Origin of the sequence: Neisseria dentiae (assembly GCF_024580525.1) — a bacterium.
In the GTDB taxonomy this organism is placed as follows: Bacteria; Pseudomonadota; Gammaproteobacteria; order Burkholderiales; family Neisseriaceae; genus Neisseria; species Neisseria dentiae_A.
The window spans coordinates 34864-52878 of record NZ_JANIKQ010000014.1; the positions used below are offsets into that span (position 1 = coordinate 34864).

General features: G+C 56.9%; 16 protein-coding genes, 3 pseudogenes and 1 riboswitch. Of the genes and pseudogenes, 9 read left to right on the forward strand and 10 right to left on the reverse strand.

The features are described from left to right. Positions 1 to 447 precede the first annotated feature (447 nt). From prfB to ftsY, 4 genes are all read right to left on the reverse strand, one after another. Positions 448 to 1551: a peptide chain release factor 2 gene (prfB, locus tag NQ012_RS09155; protein ID WP_085366777.1), complete on the reverse strand. Its 1104-nt coding sequence runs from the start codon at positions 1549 to 1551 to the stop codon at positions 448 to 450. 123 nt (positions 1552 to 1674) lie between these two features. After that, positions 1675 to 2589 (reverse strand): permease-like cell division protein FtsX, encoded by a 915-nt coding sequence (ftsX, locus tag NQ012_RS09160; RefSeq protein ID WP_257067298.1) that lies wholly within the window; start codon positions 2587 to 2589, stop codon positions 1675 to 1677. Continuing rightward, positions 2586 to 3239, reverse strand: a complete 654-nt coding sequence (gene ftsE, locus NQ012_RS09165; protein ID WP_257067299.1) for a cell division ATP-binding protein FtsE — start codon at positions 3237 to 3239, stop codon at positions 2586 to 2588. Before ftsE ends, ftsX begins: the two co-directional genes overlap by 4 nt. 207 nt (positions 3240 to 3446) lie before the next feature. Further along, positions 3447 to 4805: a signal recognition particle-docking protein FtsY gene (ftsY, locus tag NQ012_RS09170; RefSeq protein ID WP_257067300.1), complete on the reverse strand. Its 1359-nt coding sequence runs from the start codon at positions 4803 to 4805 to the stop codon at positions 3447 to 3449. 361 nt (positions 4806 to 5166) lie between these two features. Between ftsY and NQ012_RS09175 the strand changes: the two genes are divergently transcribed. Next, positions 5167 to 6498, forward strand: coding sequence for a M16 family metallopeptidase (locus NQ012_RS09175; RefSeq protein ID WP_257067301.1), 1332 nt, complete (start codon positions 5167 to 5169; stop codon positions 6496 to 6498). 102 nt (positions 6499 to 6600) lie between these two features. Here the strand turns inward: NQ012_RS09175 and NQ012_RS09180 are convergent, their stop codons facing one another. After that, positions 6601 to 6861: a helix-turn-helix domain-containing protein gene (locus NQ012_RS09180; protein ID WP_257067302.1), complete on the reverse strand. Its 261-nt coding sequence runs from the start codon at positions 6859 to 6861 to the stop codon at positions 6601 to 6603. Between the two features lie 291 nt (positions 6862 to 7152). On the opposite strand from NQ012_RS09180, the gene NQ012_RS09185 reads away from it, so the two are divergent. Further along, positions 7153 to 7428 carry a hypothetical protein gene (locus NQ012_RS09185; RefSeq protein WP_257067303.1) on the forward strand — a complete coding sequence of 92 codons (276 nt, stop codon included), beginning with the start codon at positions 7153 to 7155 and terminating at the stop codon, positions 7426 to 7428. Between the two features lie 55 nt (positions 7429 to 7483). Here NQ012_RS09185 and NQ012_RS09190 read toward each other — a convergent pair whose 3' ends face one another. Further along, positions 7484 to 7918 (reverse strand): thioesterase domain-containing protein, encoded by a 435-nt coding sequence (locus NQ012_RS09190; RefSeq protein WP_257067304.1) that lies wholly within the window; start codon positions 7916 to 7918, stop codon positions 7484 to 7486. 157 nt (positions 7919 to 8075) lie between these two features. On the opposite strand from NQ012_RS09190, the gene NQ012_RS09195 reads away from it, so the two are divergent. The 4 genes and pseudogenes from NQ012_RS09195 to NQ012_RS09210 all read left to right on the forward strand — a co-directional run bounded on the left by NQ012_RS09195 (position 8076) and on the right by NQ012_RS09210 (position 10752). Beyond that, positions 8076 to 8672: a hypothetical protein gene (locus tag NQ012_RS09195; RefSeq protein ID WP_257067305.1), complete on the forward strand. Its 597-nt coding sequence runs from the start codon at positions 8076 to 8078 to the stop codon at positions 8670 to 8672. 34 nt (positions 8673 to 8706) lie between these two features. Then, positions 8707 to 8847 (forward strand): annotated as a pseudogene (locus NQ012_RS09200) (lipoprotein signal peptidase); the annotation flags it as partial. Positions 8848 to 8887: 40 nt separating this feature from the next. After that, a riboswitch (TPP riboswitch) is annotated at positions 8888 to 8988 on the forward strand. 117 nt (positions 8989 to 9105) lie between these two features. Continuing rightward, positions 9106 to 10323: an NRAMP family divalent metal transporter gene (locus tag NQ012_RS09205; RefSeq protein WP_257067306.1), complete on the forward strand. Its 1218-nt coding sequence runs from the start codon at positions 9106 to 9108 to the stop codon at positions 10321 to 10323. A 99-nt stretch (positions 10324 to 10422) separates the two neighbouring features. Then, positions 10423 to 10752 (forward strand): hypothetical protein, encoded by a 330-nt coding sequence (locus NQ012_RS09210; protein WP_257067307.1) that lies wholly within the window; start codon positions 10423 to 10425, stop codon positions 10750 to 10752. 392 nt (positions 10753 to 11144) lie between these two features. On the opposite strand, the pseudogene NQ012_RS09215 reads toward NQ012_RS09210, so the two are convergent. Further along, a pseudogene (locus tag NQ012_RS09215) lies at positions 11145 to 12269 on the reverse strand (FUSC family protein); the annotation flags it as partial. 182 nt (positions 12270 to 12451) lie between these two features. Between NQ012_RS09215 and NQ012_RS09220 the strand changes: the two are divergent. After that, on the forward strand, positions 12452 to 13027 hold the full coding sequence (locus tag NQ012_RS09220; protein ID WP_257067309.1) for an RDD family protein: 576 nt from the start codon (positions 12452 to 12454) through the stop codon (positions 13025 to 13027). A 9-nt stretch (positions 13028 to 13036) separates the two neighbouring features. Here NQ012_RS09220 and NQ012_RS09225 read toward each other — a convergent pair whose 3' ends face one another. Together NQ012_RS09225 and NQ012_RS09230 are read right to left on the reverse strand one after the other, a co-directional pair. Continuing rightward, the gene (locus NQ012_RS09225; RefSeq protein WP_257067310.1) at positions 13037 to 14464 is read right to left on the reverse strand and encodes a cryptochrome/photolyase family protein; all 1428 of its coding nucleotides are present in this window, start codon (positions 14462 to 14464) and stop codon (positions 13037 to 13039) included. A 203-nt stretch (positions 14465 to 14667) separates the two neighbouring features. Then, positions 14668 to 15096: a surface-adhesin E family protein gene (locus NQ012_RS09230; protein WP_257067311.1), complete on the reverse strand. Its 429-nt coding sequence runs from the start codon at positions 15094 to 15096 to the stop codon at positions 14668 to 14670. Between the two features lie 188 nt (positions 15097 to 15284). On the opposite strand from NQ012_RS09230, the pseudogene recQ reads away from it, so the two are divergent. Continuing rightward, positions 15285 to 17066, forward strand: a pseudogene (gene recQ, locus NQ012_RS09235) (DNA helicase RecQ); the annotation flags it as partial. A gap of 115 nt (positions 17067 to 17181) precedes the next feature. Further along, positions 17182 to 17364: a lipoprotein signal peptidase gene (locus NQ012_RS09240; protein WP_257067330.1), complete on the forward strand. Its 183-nt coding sequence runs from the start codon at positions 17182 to 17184 to the stop codon at positions 17362 to 17364. Here the strand turns inward: NQ012_RS09240 and rsmD are convergent. After that, the gene (gene rsmD, locus NQ012_RS09245; protein WP_257067312.1) at positions 17361 to 17912 is read right to left on the reverse strand and encodes a 16S rRNA (guanine(966)-N(2))-methyltransferase RsmD; all 552 of its coding nucleotides are present in this window, start codon (positions 17910 to 17912) and stop codon (positions 17361 to 17363) included. The genes NQ012_RS09240 and rsmD overlap by 4 nt on opposite strands. Positions 17913 to 18015: the final 103 nt, after the last annotated feature.

An 18015-nucleotide genomic window follows, 5' to 3' on the forward strand; every position in this document is an offset into this window, starting at 1 on the left:
GCATCGTCATACTTGGGCTTGACCCGGGTATCCCTATTTCTTTCAATCCAAAAAGATACTCGGGTCAAGCCCGAGTATGACAAAATCAAATATTTCAGACGGCCTGAGACCTTTGCAAAATTCATTTAGGCCGTCTGAAATATTCAACCATCGCCATTCCCGCGTAGGCGGGAATCCAGTCGTTTTCGTAAACTATTGAAATAAAATACTTAATGGTTTAAAGGCTGGATTCCCGCCTACGCGGGGGTAGCGCAGCGGACTTGCGAAGCTAATGATGAGGCACAAACCTTTTCAGGGTTGAATTGGTTTTTTTGCAAAGGTCTCGGCCTAAACAACTTGCAACGCTCCCGGCCTTAATGAGTTTGGCAAAGCGCTCAACTTGCAAAAATTTCAGGCCGTCTGAAAAGAAACAACCTTTTCAGACGGCCTGTTTGGTTGGCGGCCCGGCTACACGCCCTGTTTCAAACTGGCTTCGATAAAGCCGTCCAAATCGCCGTCCATCACGGCTTTGATGTTGCCCACTTCGTAAGAGGTGCGCAAATCTTTGATGCGCGACTGGTCGAACACATACGAGCGGATCTGGTGGCCCCAGCCCACGTCGGATTTGCCGTCTTCCAGCGCCTGCTTTTCTTCGTTGCGCTTGCGCATTTCCAGCTCGAACAGCTTGGCTTTGAGCATATTCATGGCTTCGTCGCGGTTGCGGTGCTGCGAGCGGTCGTTTTGGCACTGCACCACGATGCCGGTGGGGTTGTGGGTGATGCGCACGGCGGAGTCGGTTTTGTTGATGTGCTGGCCGCCCGCGCCGGATGCGCGGTAGGTGTCGATACGCAGGTCGGCGGGGTTGATTTCCACTTCGAAGCTGTCGTCCACTTCGGGGTAAACAAACACCGAGGCAAACGAGGTGTGGCGTTTGTTGTTGGAGTCGAACGGCGAATAGCGCACCAGGCGGTGAATGCCGGTTTCGGTGCGCAAGAGGCCGTATGCGTATTCGCCTTCGAGCTTGATGGTGGCGCGGTTGATGCCGGCGATGTCGCCTTCGTCTTCTTCGAGCACTTCTACCTTGAAGCCCTTGCGCTCGGCATAGCGCAGATACATGCGGTAGAGCATACCCGCCCAGTCTTCGGCTTCGGTGCCGCCGGCGCCGGCGGTGATGTCGATAAAGCAGTTGTTCACATCGGCCGGCTGGTTGAACATGCGTTTGAATTCCAAATCGGCCATCATCTGCTCGAGTTTGGCGATGTCTTCCTGCACGGCGGCGAAGCCGGCTTCGTCGTTTTCTTCCACCACCATTTCGAGCAGCTCGCGGTTATCGTCGATGCCGGCGGCGATGTTGTCGAGCGTGAGCACGATGCCTTCGAGCACTTTGCGCTCTTTGCCGATTTCTTGGGCTTTTTTGGGGTCGTTCCAAAGGTCGGGGTCTTCGGAGAGGCCGACCACTTCTTCGAGGCGGTCTTTTTTGCCGTCGTAATCGAGATAGCCGCGGATGTCGCTGCTGCGGCCGGCAAGGTCGCCCAGCATGGCGTTCAATTGGTTGACGGTTTCGGCTTCAATCATGGTTTTCTCTTGCTAAGGTCTTTATTTAAGGGGCGTATTGTACTGGATTTTACAGGGGCGGGCTATGGAGAAAGGCCGTCTGAAAAGGGTTTCAGACGGCCTGTGCGTTTTGTGCCCTGGTCAGCGCTTGGCTTTAAACCCCAGCAGATGCTGCTGCGTGGCCAGCCATGCGCCGGCGATGCCGAGGGCGGCCACGGCGGCGAGCACCAGCAGCACTTCCCAGAAATAGAAGAAACGCCATTCGATGTTCAGCCCGTAGGGTTTGAAAATCTGATCGACCAGCGGTTTCGACACGTTCACCAGCCAGGCGCACAGCCCCAGGCTCACGGCAACGGCGAGCACGCTCTGCCAGGCGGCCAGATAAAGGAAGGGGCGGCGGATAAACGAGGCGGGCGCGCCCAAAAGTTTGGTGATTTCGATTTCTTCTTTGCGGCTCAAGATTTGCAGGCGGATGGTGTTGTGCGCCACCAAAACGAAAGCCACGCCGAGGGTGAAGGCGAGAAACCAGAAAACTTTATGCGCGAAGTCGTTGATTTGGTAGAGCGTCTGCATCCATTCGGTGTCGAGTTTGGCTTCTTCCACCATCGGCAGTTCGGCCAAATCTTTTTGCAGCGCCTTCATTTCTTCGGGCGGCGTGGCGGGATCGGGGGTAACGATGAATACGTCGGGCAGCGGGTTTTCGTCGAGCATCGACACCAAATCTTGGCCGCCCATGCTGGTTTGCAGCTCTTGCAGGCCTTTTTGTTTGCTCACGAATTCGTTTTTCTGAATGCGTTTGTCTTGCGCGAGCAGGTTTTTCACGGCTTCGGTGTCGCCCGTGTCGGCGCCCAGCTCCATATAAACGGTAATCTGCGGCGATTCGTTGAGTTTGCCGACCACGGCCTGCGAGCTTTGCACGCCCAAATAAAGCGCGAGCGGCAGCGTCATCGCCACCGCCAGCATCAGCAGGATCAGCAGCGTGCCCACGGGCTGTTTCAGCAGTTGGCGGGCGGCGTTGGCGGCGGCGTCAAGGTGGAGCGATACGTATTGGCTCATGATGTGAACCTGCCTTCCTGCAAGCGCAGAATGCGGTGGCCGTAGTCGGCCATCAGGGTTTCGTCGTGCGCGGCCACGATAACGGTAGTGCCGGCTTCGTGGAAGGTTTTGAACAGTTCCATAATGTCTAGGGCGTAGGCGCGGTCGAGGTTGGCGGAAGGCTCGTCGGCAATCAGCAGGCTGGGCTGGTGCACCACGGCACGGGCGATGCACAGGCGCTGCTGTTCGCCGCCGGAAAGGGTGATGGGGTCGGAAAGCTCGCGGCCGCCCAAGCCCACTTTTTCGATGGCGATGCGGGCGCGTTTGTCGGCCTGTTTGGCGTCGTAGCCGATGATGCGCAGCGGCAGCAGCACGTTTTGCAGCACGTTGCGGTCGTAAAGGATTTTATGGTCTTGGAATACGATGCCGATGTGCTGGCGCATAAAGCCGATTTGGTTGTCGTTTAAATCGCCGATGTTTTGGTTGTTCATCCACACCTTGCCTTCGGTGGGTTTGGTGATGCCGGCGATGAGTTTGAGCACGGTGGATTTGCCCGCGCCCGAATGCCCGGCCACGAAAATCATTTCGCCTTTGCTGATTCTGAAGCTGACGTTTTTCAGCGCCTGAAAGCCGCCGGGATAGGTTTTGGAAACTTGTTCGAAACGAATCATAGGTTTATCCGGTGAAGTTGGTTTCAGACGGCATCAGGCCGTCTGAAAGGTTATGCGCGATTATACCGAATAATGTTGCGCGGTTCAGCCGGGAACGACGGGCGGAGATGATAGGAAACAAACTGTTTCAAGAAAACCGTTTTGGTTAAAAAACGCCCGCACGGCAGTGCGCGGTGCGGGCGGAAAGGTTTTCAGACGGCCTGAAAGTCAGTCGAGCAGCGCGTCCACAAATGCTCTGGCGTCAAACGGGCGCAAATCGTCGATGCTTTCGCCCACGCCGATATAGCGCACGGGAATCGGGCGGTTGCTGGCGAGCGCGGCGAGAATGCCGCCTTTGGCGGTGCCGTCGAGCTTGGTAACAATCAGGCCGGTAAGGCCCAGCGCGTCGTCGAAGGCGGTAACCTGGTTGACGGCGTTTTGGCCGATGTTGGCGTCCAGCACCACAATGATTTCGTGCGGTGCGTCGGGCATGGATTTTTGCAGCACGCGCTTCACTTTTTTGATTTCTTCCATCAGGTGCAGCTGCGTGGGCAGGCGGCCGGCGGTGTCGGCCAGCACGATGTCGATGCCGCGCGCTTTGGCGGCTTCAACGGCATCGAAACACACGGCGGCGGAATCGCCGGTGGTTTGCGAAATCACGGTAACGCCGTTGCGCGCGCCCCATTCCTGCAACTGCTCGCGGGCAGCGGCGCGGAAAGTGTCGCCCGCAGCCAGCAGCACCGATTTGCCCTGCGATTGGAAATATTTGGCAAGCTTGCCGATGGAAGTGGTTTTGCCCGCGCCGTTGATGCCGGCCAGCATAATCACGAAAGGTTGGCCGTTATCGGGCACCACCAGCGGTTGTTCCAGCGGTTTGATTAAATCGTAGATTGCGTCTTTGAGGGCGCCGCGCAACTCGTTGCCGTCTTTGAGGCCGCGCAGCGACACGCGCTTGCGCACGTCTTTCATCAGATAGTCGGTGGCTTCCATGCCCATGTCGCTGGTAATCAGCACGGTTTCGAGTTCTTCGTATAAGTCTTCGTCGATCTGCCCGCCGCCGAACACGCCCGCCAGAGATTTGGCCATTTGGTCGCGCGATTTGGTGAGGCCCTTCTTCAGGCGCGCCGCCCAGCCGAGTTTGGCGGGTTCGCTCTCTTCGGCGGCTGCGGCAGCCGCTGCGGCGGCAGGCACGGGCGCGGTAACGGTGGCGATGTTGTCGGGCTGTTTCAGGGTTTCGGCCATTTCGCCGCTGCTGAGTGTTGCGGCCGCTTCGGTAGGTGCGGTTTCGTTTTCAGACGGCCTGATGTGAACTTTGGCCACCGGCGCGTTCGGATTATATTGCTCGGGCAGGTTGGCTTCGGGGTTGACGATGTCGGCTACCAATTGATCAACAGGGTTGTTTTGCAGGTGTGTTTCAACCGCTTCGAGTTGCGCTTCGGTGAGCGGGGCGGGGGCTTCCTCTGCCAACGGGGAGCCGCTTTCCGCCTCGGATGCGGCCGCCTCTTCTTCGGGCGCCGCGGGCGTTTGCGCAGGTTCGGCGGGTTCGGCGTTATCCTGCTTTTTTTTGCGTTTAAAGAAACTGAACATGGGTTTCCCTTGTTTTGAAAATGGTTTCAGGGTTGGATTGTAACGTATTTTCAAATAATGGCTATGCCCCGAAAGTACAAGATGCGGCGGAAACAAACACTTATAGTGGCTTAAATTTAAAATAGTACAGCGTTGCCTCGCCTTAGCTCAAAGAGAACGATTTTGTAAGCCGCTGAAGCGGCAACAGAATCGGTTCCGTACTACCTGTACTGTCTGCGGCTTCGTCGCCTTGTCCTATTTTAAATTTAAGCCACTATACTTCGTCAGGCCGTCTGAAAACAAGCGTTCAGACGGCCTCAAACCTTGTTTAATCGGCAGGCAAAAGTTATCATGCCCCGCAATCCATTCCGAAAGAACAACCATGCTGCGCCGAACCGTTTTTCTGATGCTGCTTGCCGCCGCCCCCGCGTGGGCGCAAACGCTTTCGCAAACGCTGCCCAACGGCATGAAAGTGATTGTGAAAGAAGACCGCCGCGCGCCCGTGGCCGTGTCGCAGCTTTGGTATAAGGTGGGCAGCGTTGACGAGCAGGAAGGCAAAACCGGCCTGAGCCACGCGCTCGAACATATGATGTTCAAAGGCACGCCAACCGTGCCTTCGGGCGAATTCAGCCGCCGCGTGTCGGCTTTGGGCGGCCAGAACAACGCCTACACCAACCGCAGCGAAACCGTGTATTTTGAAAACGTGGCCGCCAAAAACCTGCCCGAAGTGCTGAAAATGGAAGCCGACCGCATGGCCAACCTCAATTTCAGCGACAAAGAGTTCGCCAACGAAATGAGCGTGATACGCGAAGAGCGCCGTCAGCGCACCGAAGACAACCCCTTCGGCAAGCTGTGGGAGCATATTTACCTCAACAGCTACCAAACCCCCGCCCTGCGCGCGCCCGTTATCGGCTATATGAACGATCTGCACGCGCTCAAAGCCGACGATTTGCGCCAATGGTACCGCCAATGGTATGCCCCCAATAACGCCGTGCTGGTGGTGGTGGGCGATGTGGACGCACGGCAAACCCTAAAAACCGCCGAACGGCTGTTCGGCGCGATTCCCGCCAAGCCCCTGCCGCCGCGCAACACCGTGAGCGAAGCCGCCGAAACCCGCCCCGCGAGCGCACAAACCGAATCGGCCGTAACCCGCCAGCCCGTGCTCGCGCTTTCCTACCGCGTGCCCAAACTTACCCGCATCGACGACAAAACGCCTTATGCGCTCGACGTGCTTGCCGATGTGCTCGGCGGCAATGCCTCCAGCCGCTTCGACAAAAACCTGGTGCGCGGCAGGCAGGCCGCGCTCGACATCGGTGTGAACTACGATATGTTCAGCCGCGAAATGCCCCTGTTCAGCATCATCGCCATGCCCGCCGGCGGCACGGGCGAACAAGAGCTGCTCGAAATGATACGCAGCGAAATCGCCGACATCGCCCGCAACGGCATCAGCCGCACCGAGTTGGAACGGGTACGCACGCAGGCGGCCGCTTCCGAAATCTACGCCAAAGATTCGATGAGCGCCCAAGCCTCGCTGATGGGCAGGCTCGAAGCCCGCGGCTTCAGCTACGGCGACGAAGCCGAACTGCGCCGCCGCCTGCAAACCGTTACCGCCGCCGACGTGCAGGGCGCCGCCCGCCTACTCACCCCCGAGCGTTCCAGCGTGGTGGTGGTGCAGCCTGCGCAGGCGCAGCCGGAATATGTGAAGAAGCCTTAGCCTGCCGCGCAGGGTTTGTGCCGGAAACCGTTGAAAAATTAAAAGGCCGTCTGAAATGTTTCAGACGGCCTTTTAATATTGGTTGTCCCTGTATCAAACTATTTATTGCTGCTTATTGCTGCCGACTTTGGTTAAATCACGTTGTAAAAGCTCTTCCAACGGCATTTCAAGTGCATCGGCAATCCTCCCCATAATATCGATGGATACAGCTCTACTGCCCCGTTCGATTTCACAAACATAGGTTTTGCTGATGCCTGCCGAAAATGCAAGCTCTTCTTGGGAAATTTCTTGCAGGCGGCGGATTTGGCGCATATTTTGAGCAAAAATCAAACGGTAGGGGTGTGGTGTGTTCGTTTTTTCCATAGTGGGCAGTATGGAAAAACACCGTTTACCAAACAATTAATTATAATGGTATATTTATCAACTATAATTGAATTATATTTAATTTTAATATATATTTATTTTTCCTTTTCAGGAATTTTTTCAACAATCGATATTAAGGAGATAATGATGTCGGCAGGCAGTACAAACAATCCGAATCCTAATTGGCCGAGCAAAACAGGTAATCCGTCAGGAGGCGGCAGAGGTAATAATCCGCCGTCTGGCAAGGGCGGCTCAAATAAAAAATAAATTTCCGATTAATCTGAAATTGCGATGAAAACCATGAAAATCATTCTTTCCGTTCTCTTTGCCGTTGTGCTGGCCGCATGTGCAGCCCCGCAACCGCAACCGCAACCACAGCCACAGCGGCAGTTGCAGGCATACCGCTACTGGGGTAAAGAGGGTGTCTCCCGACAGGCTGCCAAAGATCAGTTGGGCTTTTGCCGTCATGAAGTCCGCGCCAGCGAGTTGCCTCGGGAGGAGGCTGCCAAGCTGGTCGGCTACTGTATGCGCTCTAAAGGTTATGTTGTTATGACCGGTTACCGTTAATCGGGAGTGTAAACATGATTGAAGGCCGTCTGAAATGTTTCAGACGGCCTTTTTATCAAGCCAGCACCACATATTTTCCCTCGAATTCCGCCGCCAAAACCCCTTCGCTGAACAGGCGGCAGGATAGGGTGATTTTGCCTTTGCCGCGTTCGGCAAGCATTTTCGTGCATTGCGCCCATGCTGCCGGGTCGGCGGTTTCGCACACGGCGGTTAAGTCGCCTGCGGCGGGTTTGAGATAGCGTGTGCGGCCTTCCTGTATCACGATTTTGCCGTGGTATTCGGGGTAATTGAGATGCACGAGCGACCAGCCGCACAAGGTGGCGAGCATGGCAATGCTGCCGCCGAACACGGTTTGGTGGTGGTTGCGGTTAACGGCGATGGGTGCGAGCAGCGCCACCCGTGCGGGCGAGCTTTCGGTTACGGCCAGCGACAGGGCGGCGGAGGCGGGAATGTTGCGGTGCAGAAAGTTTTGCAGTTCGGCAGGGGTCATGGCGTTTCCTATTCGGTGGGGCGGATATTATAAAACCTGCGGCGGCAGTTGCCGCACTTTTTGCCGGTTGGTCACACGATTGAAACAAACGTTGGGTTTGATTGTGTTGTGAAAATTGAAGCAAATATTCTAGTCGTTAGTGGGGCTTTATGCTTGAATGGCATCCGTGTTGCCGCATTCGGGGCGTAATGTGCAGGTTTTGCCGTTAAGTGCTTCGATTTTCGGCGGCAGGGCTTTCGATGTTTTGGAGCAACCGATTATGAACAAATTATGCAGATCCATTCTGATTCCCGCAGCCGTGCTGGCATTCAGCGGGGCAGCCTATGCCGAAACGCAAACGTGTAACGGCACGCTGTCGGATATTTCGATAGACGGCGACGTGGTGGTGCCGGCCAGGCAAAGCTGCACCTTAAATGGCACGGGTGTTAAAGGCAATGTGAAGGTTGGGCAAGGCGGCAACCTACAAGCGTTCGGCGCCATCGTCGACGGTGATATCCAGGCCGATAAGGCCGGTGCGGTTACGGTTGAGCGCGCCCGTGTCGACGGCGATATTCAGGTGAAGGAATCGGATGCGATAAAAGTGGCGGATACATGGATTGACGGCGATCTGCAATTGTTCGACAACAACGCCGGTGCGTCTGTGAACGGCAACCGTATCGGCGGCAACCTGCAATGCAAAGGCAACAAAGGCCGCATCGGCGGCTCCGACAACCAGGTCAAAGGCAATAAAGAAGACCAATGCCGCCGCCTGTAATCCGGCCCGCCGTTTGTAAAACCGCCCGAGACCTTTGCAAAACCCCCATCTGCGGCGCATTTCTGCGTTGTGCGCTGCTTGCTCGCTTGCCTATCTACTTGATATGTCTGCGCTCGCTGCGCTGCTACGCCTTGAACTGCATCCGCATCTGAGGGTTTTGCAAAGGTCTCCGCCCGTGCGGATTTACGCCGGGCGCTTTCCGTGTTTTAATCACCAAACAGAAACAGGGGTGCCGCGCCGTTTTCGGGCGCAGCTGAGAGTTACCCTTACACCCGATCAGGATAATGCCTGCGTGGGAAGTTTCCGGCGTATTGTATTTTTCAGACGGCATCAGGCTGTATCAGGCCGTCTGAAACCGCAGCAACGGCGCTCCTGTTTCTTTCTATAAACGAGAAACAGGAGCATTTTTTATGACTGCCGGAAAGGAAGTTTGATGAATAAACCGAGCTTCTTCCAAACATTCGGCCCCGGCATCATCATGGCATCGTCGGCGGTGGGCGGTTCGCACATTATCGCCTCCACACAGGCGGGGGCGTATTACGGCTGGCAGCTGGCCGGGCTGATCGTGCTGGTGAATGTTTTGAAATATCCGTTTTTCCGCATTGCGTTCGATTATGCCGCCCTGCACGGCAAAACCCTGCTCGAAGGCTATGCCGAACGCGGGCGCGCTTATTTGTGGCTGTTTCTGGCATTCAACCTGTTTGCCACGGTGGTGAATATTGCAGGCGGCACGCTGTTGTCGGCGCTGCTGCTGGGCATGATGCTGCCGCAGGGCATCAGCCTGAATGTGCTGAACCTGATTGTGTTGGCGAGTTTCGTGGTGCTGCTGTTTTCGCACCAATACCGGCGGCTGGACCAAGTGTCGAAAATCATCATGCTGCTGTTGAGCGCGGTAACCGCCGCCGCTTTGCTGATGGCTTTCGGCAAACCGCCCCCGCCGGCGGCGGCGGGTTTTACCGATCCTTCGCCGTGGACGTTGGCCGCCGTGCCGTTTCTGGCCGCGCTGATGGGCTGGATGCCCGCGCCGATGGAATTGAGCGTGGCCGGTTCGATGTGGGTGAAAGAAAAAAACCGCCGCCACGCGGGCTACCGTGAAAGGCGCATGGTCGATTTCAACACCGGCTACGCCGTTACCATCATATTGGCGCTGATGTTTATGATGCTCGGCGCGCGCGTGCAATACGGGCAAAACGTGCCGCCTTTGAGCGGCGGGAAGTTTATCGGGCAGTTTGTGGATATGTACACCGCGGTCATCGGCGGGTTTATGTATGTTCCGATGGTGCTGGCGGCGTTTGCCTGTATTTACGGCACCACCATCGTGGCGGTGGACGGTTATTCGCGCTGCAACCGGCAAGCGGTGGATTTGCTGCGGGGCAGGCCGTCTGAAGTTTCGGAAAGCGACGGCGTTTTGCGTGTGTGGATTATTGCGGCGGCGGTTGCGGCGTTTGTGCTGATTCAGTTTTTCAGCGGCGCGGTCGGCAAGATGATACCGTTTGCGATGACGGCTTCTTTTCTTTCCGCCCCCGTGTTTGCGTGGCTGAACCTGGGGCTGGCGGGCAGCCTGCCCAAACAGTCCGGCCTGCTGCCGCTGGCCTGGCTGGGGTTGGTTTATCTGGTGGCGATGGCGGCGGTTTATCTGTTGTGGGCGTGAAGGCGGCCGGATCGCCGGTTTTTGATTCAACACGGTTCGTTGCCGCCCGATTTGTGCCACAATGGAAGCCGTTGATATCGGAACCATCGGAGACACACTATGATGAATATCGTCAACCAACTGCCTGTGCCCGTGCTGCCCATCGACCGCGACCGGGCCGATTATGCGGTGTCGAAAAACCGGCTCAGCGATTATTTTATCCGCAACCCCGCGCTGTTCAGGCTGGCTTTGCAGCCCGAGCGCACCGAGCAGGCCGTGCGCATGGCCGCCCATGCCTGCGGGTTGTGGTTTGATCTTTGGCAAAATCCCGAAAGCCGCAAACGCGTGATTGTGGTGGCGAATAAAGATGTGATGCCGTTCGGCACGATGTTCCGCCAGGCGCTGCAAAGCGAAGTGGTGCTGGCGGCCTTGAAACGGCGCAGCGGGTAGCAGCGTAGGCCGGGCATTTATCCGACATTCCGTTATATTTTTCGGTTTTGTCGGGCATAAATGCCCGACCTACTCATTGCCGAACGGTTTTCAGACGGCCGCAAGGCTTGGCAAAATATTCCGCTAACTTGTTTAAAAATAACGTCATACTCGGGCTTGACCCGAGTATCTTTTTATTTTTTAAAAATAGCCGGATACTCGGGTCAAGTTTGAGCATGACGAAAACGGTAGAAAAACAGGTCTTGCCAAGCCTTGCGGCCGTCTGAAAACATTTTGCGCGCCTATAGTGAATCCACTTACTCCGTTACGGCGTTGCTGCGCCTTGTCGTACTGCCTGTACTGCCTGCGGCTTGCTGCCTTGTACCGAAGTGATTGAATTCACTATATCCCTGCCCGTGTGCGCCTTTATCAATCAAATGCTTGCGCAGTTTGCGCAATTCTTTCGGCTCCAGCCACTTCTGCCGCGTGCGCACCAGCATCATCACCAAATTGGCCAGCTCGATGCGGATATTGATACTCAGCCAGATAAAACCCTGCCATTCAAACGGCAGCCGCTGCGAAAGGGCGCGCAGTTGCGGGTCGATGGCGGTGGAAATATGAATGCGGTGGGCATAGCGGCCTTTGAGCATATGCGACGTGAGGTGCAGCTCGTGTTGCAGGGCGGCGAAATGGCGGTTGAGCAGCGCTTCTTCCTCTTCGCTTATGTCGGGGCGCGGCAGTTTCAGCACGGCGTGCAGCAAAAGGTCGGTGCTGCTGACGATTTTGCGGTGGGTGTGCTGTATGGTTTCCATCATGGTGAGGCTGATGCGGCTCTCTTGCGCGGTGGGGGTGAGATGGCTGCGGCTGCGCACCAGGCGGTTGTTGATCTGTTTGATCTTTTTCTGGTTTTCGCGCCACCGCTGCCTGCCCATGTATTCGCCGTTGCCGATTTCGGCCAGCACGCGGCTGGCGGCGGTGAGGTTGTCGGCCAGCAGAAAACGCCACATCAGGGTGGATTTCAGCGGCATCAGTTTGGCGGCGGCCACGGCGATGGCGGCACCGAGCAGCACGTTGAGCGCGCGCATCATGCTGTCGTGCAGCCATTCGCCGCTGTGGAAACCGCCCGCCAGCATACACATGGTCAGCCCCGCCAGCATGGGGATATAGCCGTTTTTCCCCACTGCCAGCCAACCGGCCACGGCGCTGAATGCGCCGAGTATCAGGTAAAACGCGGCATTGTCGTGCAGGTGGTTTTGATTCAGCCACAAAATCAGCAGGCCGGCGGCCAAGCCGATCAGGGTGCCGAGCATACGTTCGACGGCTTTGGAATAAATCGCGCCCTGAAACTGCAACATACCCAGCACCACAAACACGGTGATGCTGATCCACTCGCCGTGCATCAGGCCGAAGCGGCGCGCAATCAGGGTGGCGCATAACACCGCCAAGCCCAGCCGCACGGCATGGATCAGGCGGCTGTAGCGGTAGCGTTTGTAGGGGTTGAACCAGCGTTCGGCGGCTTGTTGCAGCAGGGTTTTCATAATGGCACGGGGCGGGCGGGGCGGATAAAAAAGTGCATTAGAACACAAGGTTTGCGCCTGCGGCTTGCGTTAAGTCAGGCGGATGGGCGGCCGTCTGAAAAGTTTCGGGCGGCACATGTTATGAATATCGAACTGAACTTAATTGTTTCTCTGTGATTCTAACAGGCTTTTGGAGCGCTGCTATGGGCGAACGGGCCGATTTGAAAACATTTAAATTTGAAGAATCAAACTTCCGCGTGGCGCCGGTGAGTGACAGGTTTGCGGCATTTACAATAGATTGCATTTTATTGTGGATAGTGGTGCTTTGCACCATGAACGATGCTGTGATGGCCGGTGATGCCAAAGCCATTGAAGATGCCCTCCGTGCACCTTCTGTGTTCCAGTATTCGGTTTATGCCCTGATACAAATCTGCATTATCTGCATTTTCGGCCGTTCGGCAGGCAAATGCGCGCTTTATCTTGTTCCCATCAATATCCGCACAGGGCAGCGGGCCAGTGCGCTGGAATATCTCCTGCTCAGAACGCCGGCATGGCTTATTTTTGGCAATTTTTTGATTTTCGATGATTTTCTAGGTGGATGGCCCATTTGGATCAACTGTCTGATGATTGTGTTCGGCTCCAACAGCCGCGGCATTCACGATTTTATCGCCGGAACGGTTATCGTGGATCTGCCGCCTGACTCAAAAGAAGGCGGCTCGGAAAAACAGCAGGATGATACGCCGCCGCATCAGCCGGACACCGCCGGAAAGCAGGCGTAGCAGCGATTTTCAGACGGCCTTTTCAGGCTGCTTGAAAAGAGCCAGCGCCCGCAAACGCTGTTCGCTGTGGTTAACGATGGGGGGCGGGTAGCCGTGGGTGCGTATGCTTTCTTTCGCCAGCCACGGGGCGTGGATAACGTCTTTGCCCAAGTGCGCCAGTTCCGGCACATGGCGGCGGATAAAGCGGCCGTCGGGGTCGAACTTCTGCGATTGCAGCACGGGGTTGAAAATGCGGAAATACGGCTGCGCGTCACAGCCCGTGCCGGCCGCCCACTGCCAGCCGCCGTTGTTGGCGGCCAAATCGTAATCAATCAGCTGTTCGGCAAACCACGCTTCGCCAAGGCGCGGGTCGGTGAGTAGGTCTTTCACCAAAAAGCCCGCCGCCAGCATACGCAAACGGTTGTGCAGCCAGCCGCTGCCGGCCAGACAGCGCATGGCGGCGTCGATAATCGGGTAGCCGGTTTGCCCGCTTTTCCAGCGCTCGAACCATTCGGCTTTGCCGGGCCAAGCCAGGTTGCGGTATTCGGGGCGGAAACTTTCCTGCGCCGTGTTCGGGTGGTGGTAGAGCGCCTGCTGGAAGAATTCGCGCCAAATCAGCTCGTCCAGCCATGCTGATGCGCCTTCGCCGTCGTGTTGGCGCGCGAGATAAACCAGATGGCGGGGCGAGAGCATACCGTGGGCGATATAGGGCGAAAGGCGGGAAGTGCCGCTTTTGGCGGGAAAATCGCGCTCGAGGCGGTAGCGCCCGATGTGGTTGAGAAACCGCCCTAACTGCGCCTGAGCGGCTTCTTCGCCGCCGGCAAAAAGAGTGGTGCGGTCGTCGGGGCCGATGCCGAGGGCGGCGGGATCGGGCAGCGGCGGAGAGCGGCGGGCGGATTCGGGCAGGCGCGCTTGCAGTGCGGCAAGGTCGTGCCGGTTGTCGGCGGGCGCCCATGTGCCGAAACGTTGGGCATAGGTTTGCAGCCAGGCGGTTTTGTAGGGTGTGTAAACCAGATAGGGGCGGCCGGTGTGCGTCATCACGGCGGCTTTGGGCAGCACGGCGGAATCGTCAACCTGCACGAGGGCGCGGCCCGACCGGTCGAGTGCGCGGCTGACGGCGTTGGTTTCTTCCCTGCCTTGCGGCTCGTAGCTTTCGGCGCACACCACGGCTTCTGCGGCAAGCGTTGCGGCCAGTTGCGGAATTTCGTTTTCGGCGCGCCCGTGCAGCACATACAGCGGCACGTTTTTGGCCGACAAGGCCGCTTGAAACGCCGCCACGCTGTCGTAAATAAAACCTAAACGGCGCCCGTTGCGCGCGAGGGCGGCCTCTTCGGCGGGGGTGAACACAAACACGCCTGCTACGGGCAGGCCGCGGCGTATGGCGGTTTGCAGGGCGGTGTTGTCGAACAGGCGCAAATCGCGGCGGAACCACACCAGCGTAATCGGTTGAGCAGTCATAGGCCGTCTGAAAGGTTGGCGGTGCGGTTATTGTAATGGGTTTTTGTAAAGGATGGGTATCGGCGGCGGGAATGACGAGATACAAACGTTTTCAGGCTTGAATTGTTTTTTGCAACGGTTTATTTTTGTGATGTTTTTTATTTTGCAAAGATTCAGGCCGTCTGAAAACGTTCAGACGGCCTTTCAAGCATTCGGTTTGCGGGCTACTGCTTGCACACTATTTCAAACTGTTTTTCGTTTACCGAGCCGCCGATGATGCTCATGGGGCGGATGCCGGCGGCGGTGTAGGTTTGGTTCAGCAGCACCGTGCCTTTTTCGTCCAGCAGTTGCAGGGCGGTTAAGCGGTAGGTTTTGTTGGTGCAGTGCATTTCCCAAGTGCCGACGGCGGTTTTGTATTTGGGCGTGTTCACATAGCGTTCTTCGTCGGTTTTCTGCACCACTTTGCGGTCGCGGAAAGTAACCAGGTTGCCGTTTTTGCGGATGCTGGCCTTATCGATATAAGCTCGGATATTGCCGTTGGAGGTGGTGCCGATTTTGTCCCAACTGCCGCTTACCGAAGGGCCGGACGTGCCCGCACAGGCGGCCAGCAGCAAGGCAACCGCCGCCGTGGCGGAAAAGCGAAAAGCGTTCATAAATTCCTTTCAGACGGCCTTATCTGCCGCTCGGTTAAAACTGCATAATGGTAAGCCTTTTTATGTGAGGCGGCAAAAAAATAAACAAAACCGTGTAAAAAAAGCCGCTTGAATTTTCAAACGGCCTGTTGCGAAAAACGTTAAAATACGCACTTTCCGCCCGTTACGCCCTTTTGCGAAAGCCGCCCATGCCCCAAACCGCCGCCCGAATTTTGCACGATGTGTTCGGCTACCCCGAATTTCGCGGCAGCCAGGCCGAGATTGTGGATACGCTGGCCGCGGGCGGCAGCCTGCTGGTGTTGATGCCCACCGGCGGCGGCAAATCGCTGTGCTACCAGATTCCCGCGCTGATGCGCGAAGGCGTGGCGGTGGTGGTGTCGCCGCTGATTGCGCTGATGAACGACCAAGTGGCCAACCTGCACGCTGCAGGCGTGGCGGCGGCCAGCGTGCACAGCGGCACTTCGCCCGACGAAGCCCGGCAGATTGCCGACGATATACAGTCGGGCCGTCTGAAACTGCTTTATGTTGCCCCCGAACGCCTGGTTAGCGAGCGTTTTCTGCGCTTTCTCGACCAACACCCCGTCAGCCTGTTTGCCATCGACGAAGCCCACTGCGTGAGCCAGTGGGGGCACGACTTCCGCCCCGAATATCAACAGCTCGGCATTTTGGCCGAACGCTACCCCAATGTTCCCCGCATCGCGCTTACCGCCACCGCCGACGCCGCCACCCGCGCCGACATCAAACACTACCTGTACCTGAACGACGCCCCCGAATTTATCGCCAGCTTCGACCGCCCCAACATCTATTACCAAGTTATCGAAAAAAACAATGGCAAAAAACAACTGCTTGATTTTATTACCAAGCAGATGGCAGGGCAGAGCGGCATCGTTTACTGCCTGAGCCGCAAAAAAGTGGAAGACACGGCAGCCTTTCTGTGCGAACACGGCCTCGACGCCGTTCCCTACCACGCCGGCCTGAGCATGGAAACGCGCGAAGCCAACCAGCGGCGCTTCACCCGCGAAGACAATATTATCGTGGTGGCCACCGTTGCCTTCGGCATGGGCATCGACAAGCCCGACGTACGCTTCGTCGCCCATCTCGATATGCCGCAGAGCGTCGAACATTTCTATCAGGAATCCGGCCGCGCCGGCCGCGACGGCCTGCCCGCAGCCAGCTGGCTGTGCTACGGCCTCAACGACTGGGTGATTCTGCGCGAACGCATCCAAACCGGCGAGAGCAGCAGCGAACAGAAACAAATCGAGCTGCAAAAACTCGACGCCATGCTTGCCGTGTGCGAAACCGCCGCCTGCCGCCGCGTGCTGCTGCTGCAACATTTCGGCGAGCAGAGCCAACCCTGCGGCCATTGCGACAACTGCCTGCACCCGCCCGTGCGCTTTAACGGCACCGTGATTGTGCAGAAACTGTTAAGCTGCGTGTACCGCGTCGGCCAGCAGTTTGCCGCAGGCTACGTGATTAACGTGCTGCGCGGCAAAAACGACGACTGGATCGCCCGCAACCGCCACCACGAATTATCCACCTTCGGTATCGGCGCCGACTTCGGCGACAAAGAATGGCGCGGCATCGTGCGCCAGTGCATCAGTTTGGGCTACCTCACCGTCAACCCGCTGCACCATCAGGCGCTGGTGCTCACCGAAGAGGCCAAAGCCGTGCTCAAAGGCAGCGAAGAAGTGTGGCTGCGCCCGCTCAAACGCGAAAAAGCCGCCACGCAGAAACCCAAAGAAGAATGGCTGCGCACCGAGCGCGAAGAGCGCATCTGGCAGGCGCTGCGAAGCTGGCGGCTGGCGCGCGCGCAGGCCGAAGAAGTGCCAGCCTATGTGGTGTTCGGCGACAAAACCCTGCGCGACATCGTTGAAAAACTGCCCGTCACGCCCGACGATTTGCACGAAATCTACGGCATGGGCGAAGCCAAAATCAACAAATTCGGCAATGACATCATCGAGATTTGCCAAACGTTTATCCAAAACGATCAGGCCGTCTGAAAAGCTTGAATGCAATACCGTCATGCTCGGGCTTGGCCCGGGCATCTTTTTGTTTTTAAAGAAAATACCCGGGCTAGGGCCGGGTATGGCGGAAACGTTATTGAAATTCAGAGACCTTTGCAAACCCCCCCATCTGCGGCGCATTTCTGCATTGTGTGCCGCTCGCTCGTTTGCCTATCTGCTTGATATGTCTGTACTCGCTGCGCTGCTACGCCTTGAACTGCATCCACATCTGAGGGTTTTGCAAAGGCCTCGTTCAGTGATTTAACTATACGCCAGCAAAGCAAATTTGCTCATCCCCGCCTTGCCTTCGCGATACGGCGCAAGCCAGTCGGGAAACGGCGGCAGGCTGCCCGCTTCAATATAAACCATCGCCCCGATATTCAGACGGCCTTGCAGCAGCGCAAACAAATCCGGCCATTGCTGCCAGCCGAAAGGCGGGTCTAGAAACACCGTGTCGAACGTTTTGCCGCAATGTTTCAGATAAAGCAGGCCGTCTGAACATACGGTTTCAACTTGCTTCAAACCCAGCTCGCGGATATTGCCGCCAACGGTTTGCAGCGTGCGGCGGTTGTTTTCCACCAGCACCACTGAAGCCGCATTGCGCGAAGCCGCCTCCAGCCCCAGCGCGCCGCTGCCGGCAAACAGATCCAACACGGTTTGGCCGGTTAAATCCTGCCCAAGCCAGTTAAACAAACGCTCGCGCACACTGTCGGGTGTGGGGCGCAGGCCGTCGGCGTCGTTGAAATGCAATTTCCTGCCGCGGCAGCTGCCGCCGATGATGCGGATCTGGTTTTGGTGTTTGCTGTGTTTCATGGGGCTGTTCGGGTTTGGAAAGGATGGGGGATTATAAAACAAAGGCCGTCTGAAAATTTTTGATTTTCAGACGGCCTCAACGAATTTTGTAAAGGTCTCGGCT

What these genes read in the sequence shown, in the direction of transcription:
- ftsX (WP_257067298.1), bottom strand. Translation starts at nt 2,589, where the DNA reads ATGAGCCAATACGTATCGCTCCACCTTGACGCCGCCGCCAACGCCGCC.
- ftsE (WP_257067299.1), bottom strand. Translation starts at nt 3,239, where the DNA reads ATGATTCGTTTCGAACAAGTTTCCAAAACCTATCCCGGCGGCTTTCAG.
- ftsY (WP_257067300.1), bottom strand. Translation starts at nt 4,805, where the DNA reads ATGTTCAGTTTCTTTAAACGCAAAAAAAAGCAGGATAACGCCGAACCC.
- NQ012_RS09175 (WP_257067301.1), top strand. Translation starts at nt 5,167, where the DNA reads ATGCTGCGCCGAACCGTTTTTCTGATGCTGCTTGCCGCCGCCCCCGCG.
- NQ012_RS09180 (WP_257067302.1), bottom strand. Translation starts at nt 6,861, where the DNA reads ATGGAAAAAACGAACACACCACACCCCTACCGTTTGATTTTTGCTCAA.
- NQ012_RS09185 (WP_257067303.1), top strand. Translation starts at nt 7,153, where the DNA reads ATGAAAACCATGAAAATCATTCTTTCCGTTCTCTTTGCCGTTGTGCTG.
- NQ012_RS09190 (WP_257067304.1), bottom strand. Translation starts at nt 7,918, where the DNA reads ATGACCCCTGCCGAACTGCAAAACTTTCTGCACCGCAACATTCCCGCC.
- NQ012_RS09195 (WP_257067305.1), top strand. Translation starts at nt 8,076, where the DNA reads ATGGCATCCGTGTTGCCGCATTCGGGGCGTAATGTGCAGGTTTTGCCG.
- NQ012_RS09205 (WP_257067306.1), top strand. Translation starts at nt 9,106, where the DNA reads ATGAATAAACCGAGCTTCTTCCAAACATTCGGCCCCGGCATCATCATG.
- NQ012_RS09210 (WP_257067307.1), top strand. Translation starts at nt 10,423, where the DNA reads ATGATGAATATCGTCAACCAACTGCCTGTGCCCGTGCTGCCCATCGAC.
- NQ012_RS09220 (WP_257067309.1), top strand. Translation starts at nt 12,452, where the DNA reads ATGGGCGAACGGGCCGATTTGAAAACATTTAAATTTGAAGAATCAAAC.
- NQ012_RS09225 (WP_257067310.1), bottom strand. Translation starts at nt 14,464, where the DNA reads ATGACTGCTCAACCGATTACGCTGGTGTGGTTCCGCCGCGATTTGCGC.
- NQ012_RS09230 (WP_257067311.1), bottom strand. Translation starts at nt 15,096, where the DNA reads ATGAACGCTTTTCGCTTTTCCGCCACGGCGGCGGTTGCCTTGCTGCTG.
- NQ012_RS09240 (WP_257067330.1), top strand. Translation starts at nt 17,182, where the DNA reads ATGGCGGAAACGTTATTGAAATTCAGAGACCTTTGCAAACCCCCCCAT.
- rsmD (WP_257067312.1), bottom strand. Translation starts at nt 17,912, where the DNA reads ATGAAACACAGCAAACACCAAAACCAGATCCGCATCATCGGCGGCAGC.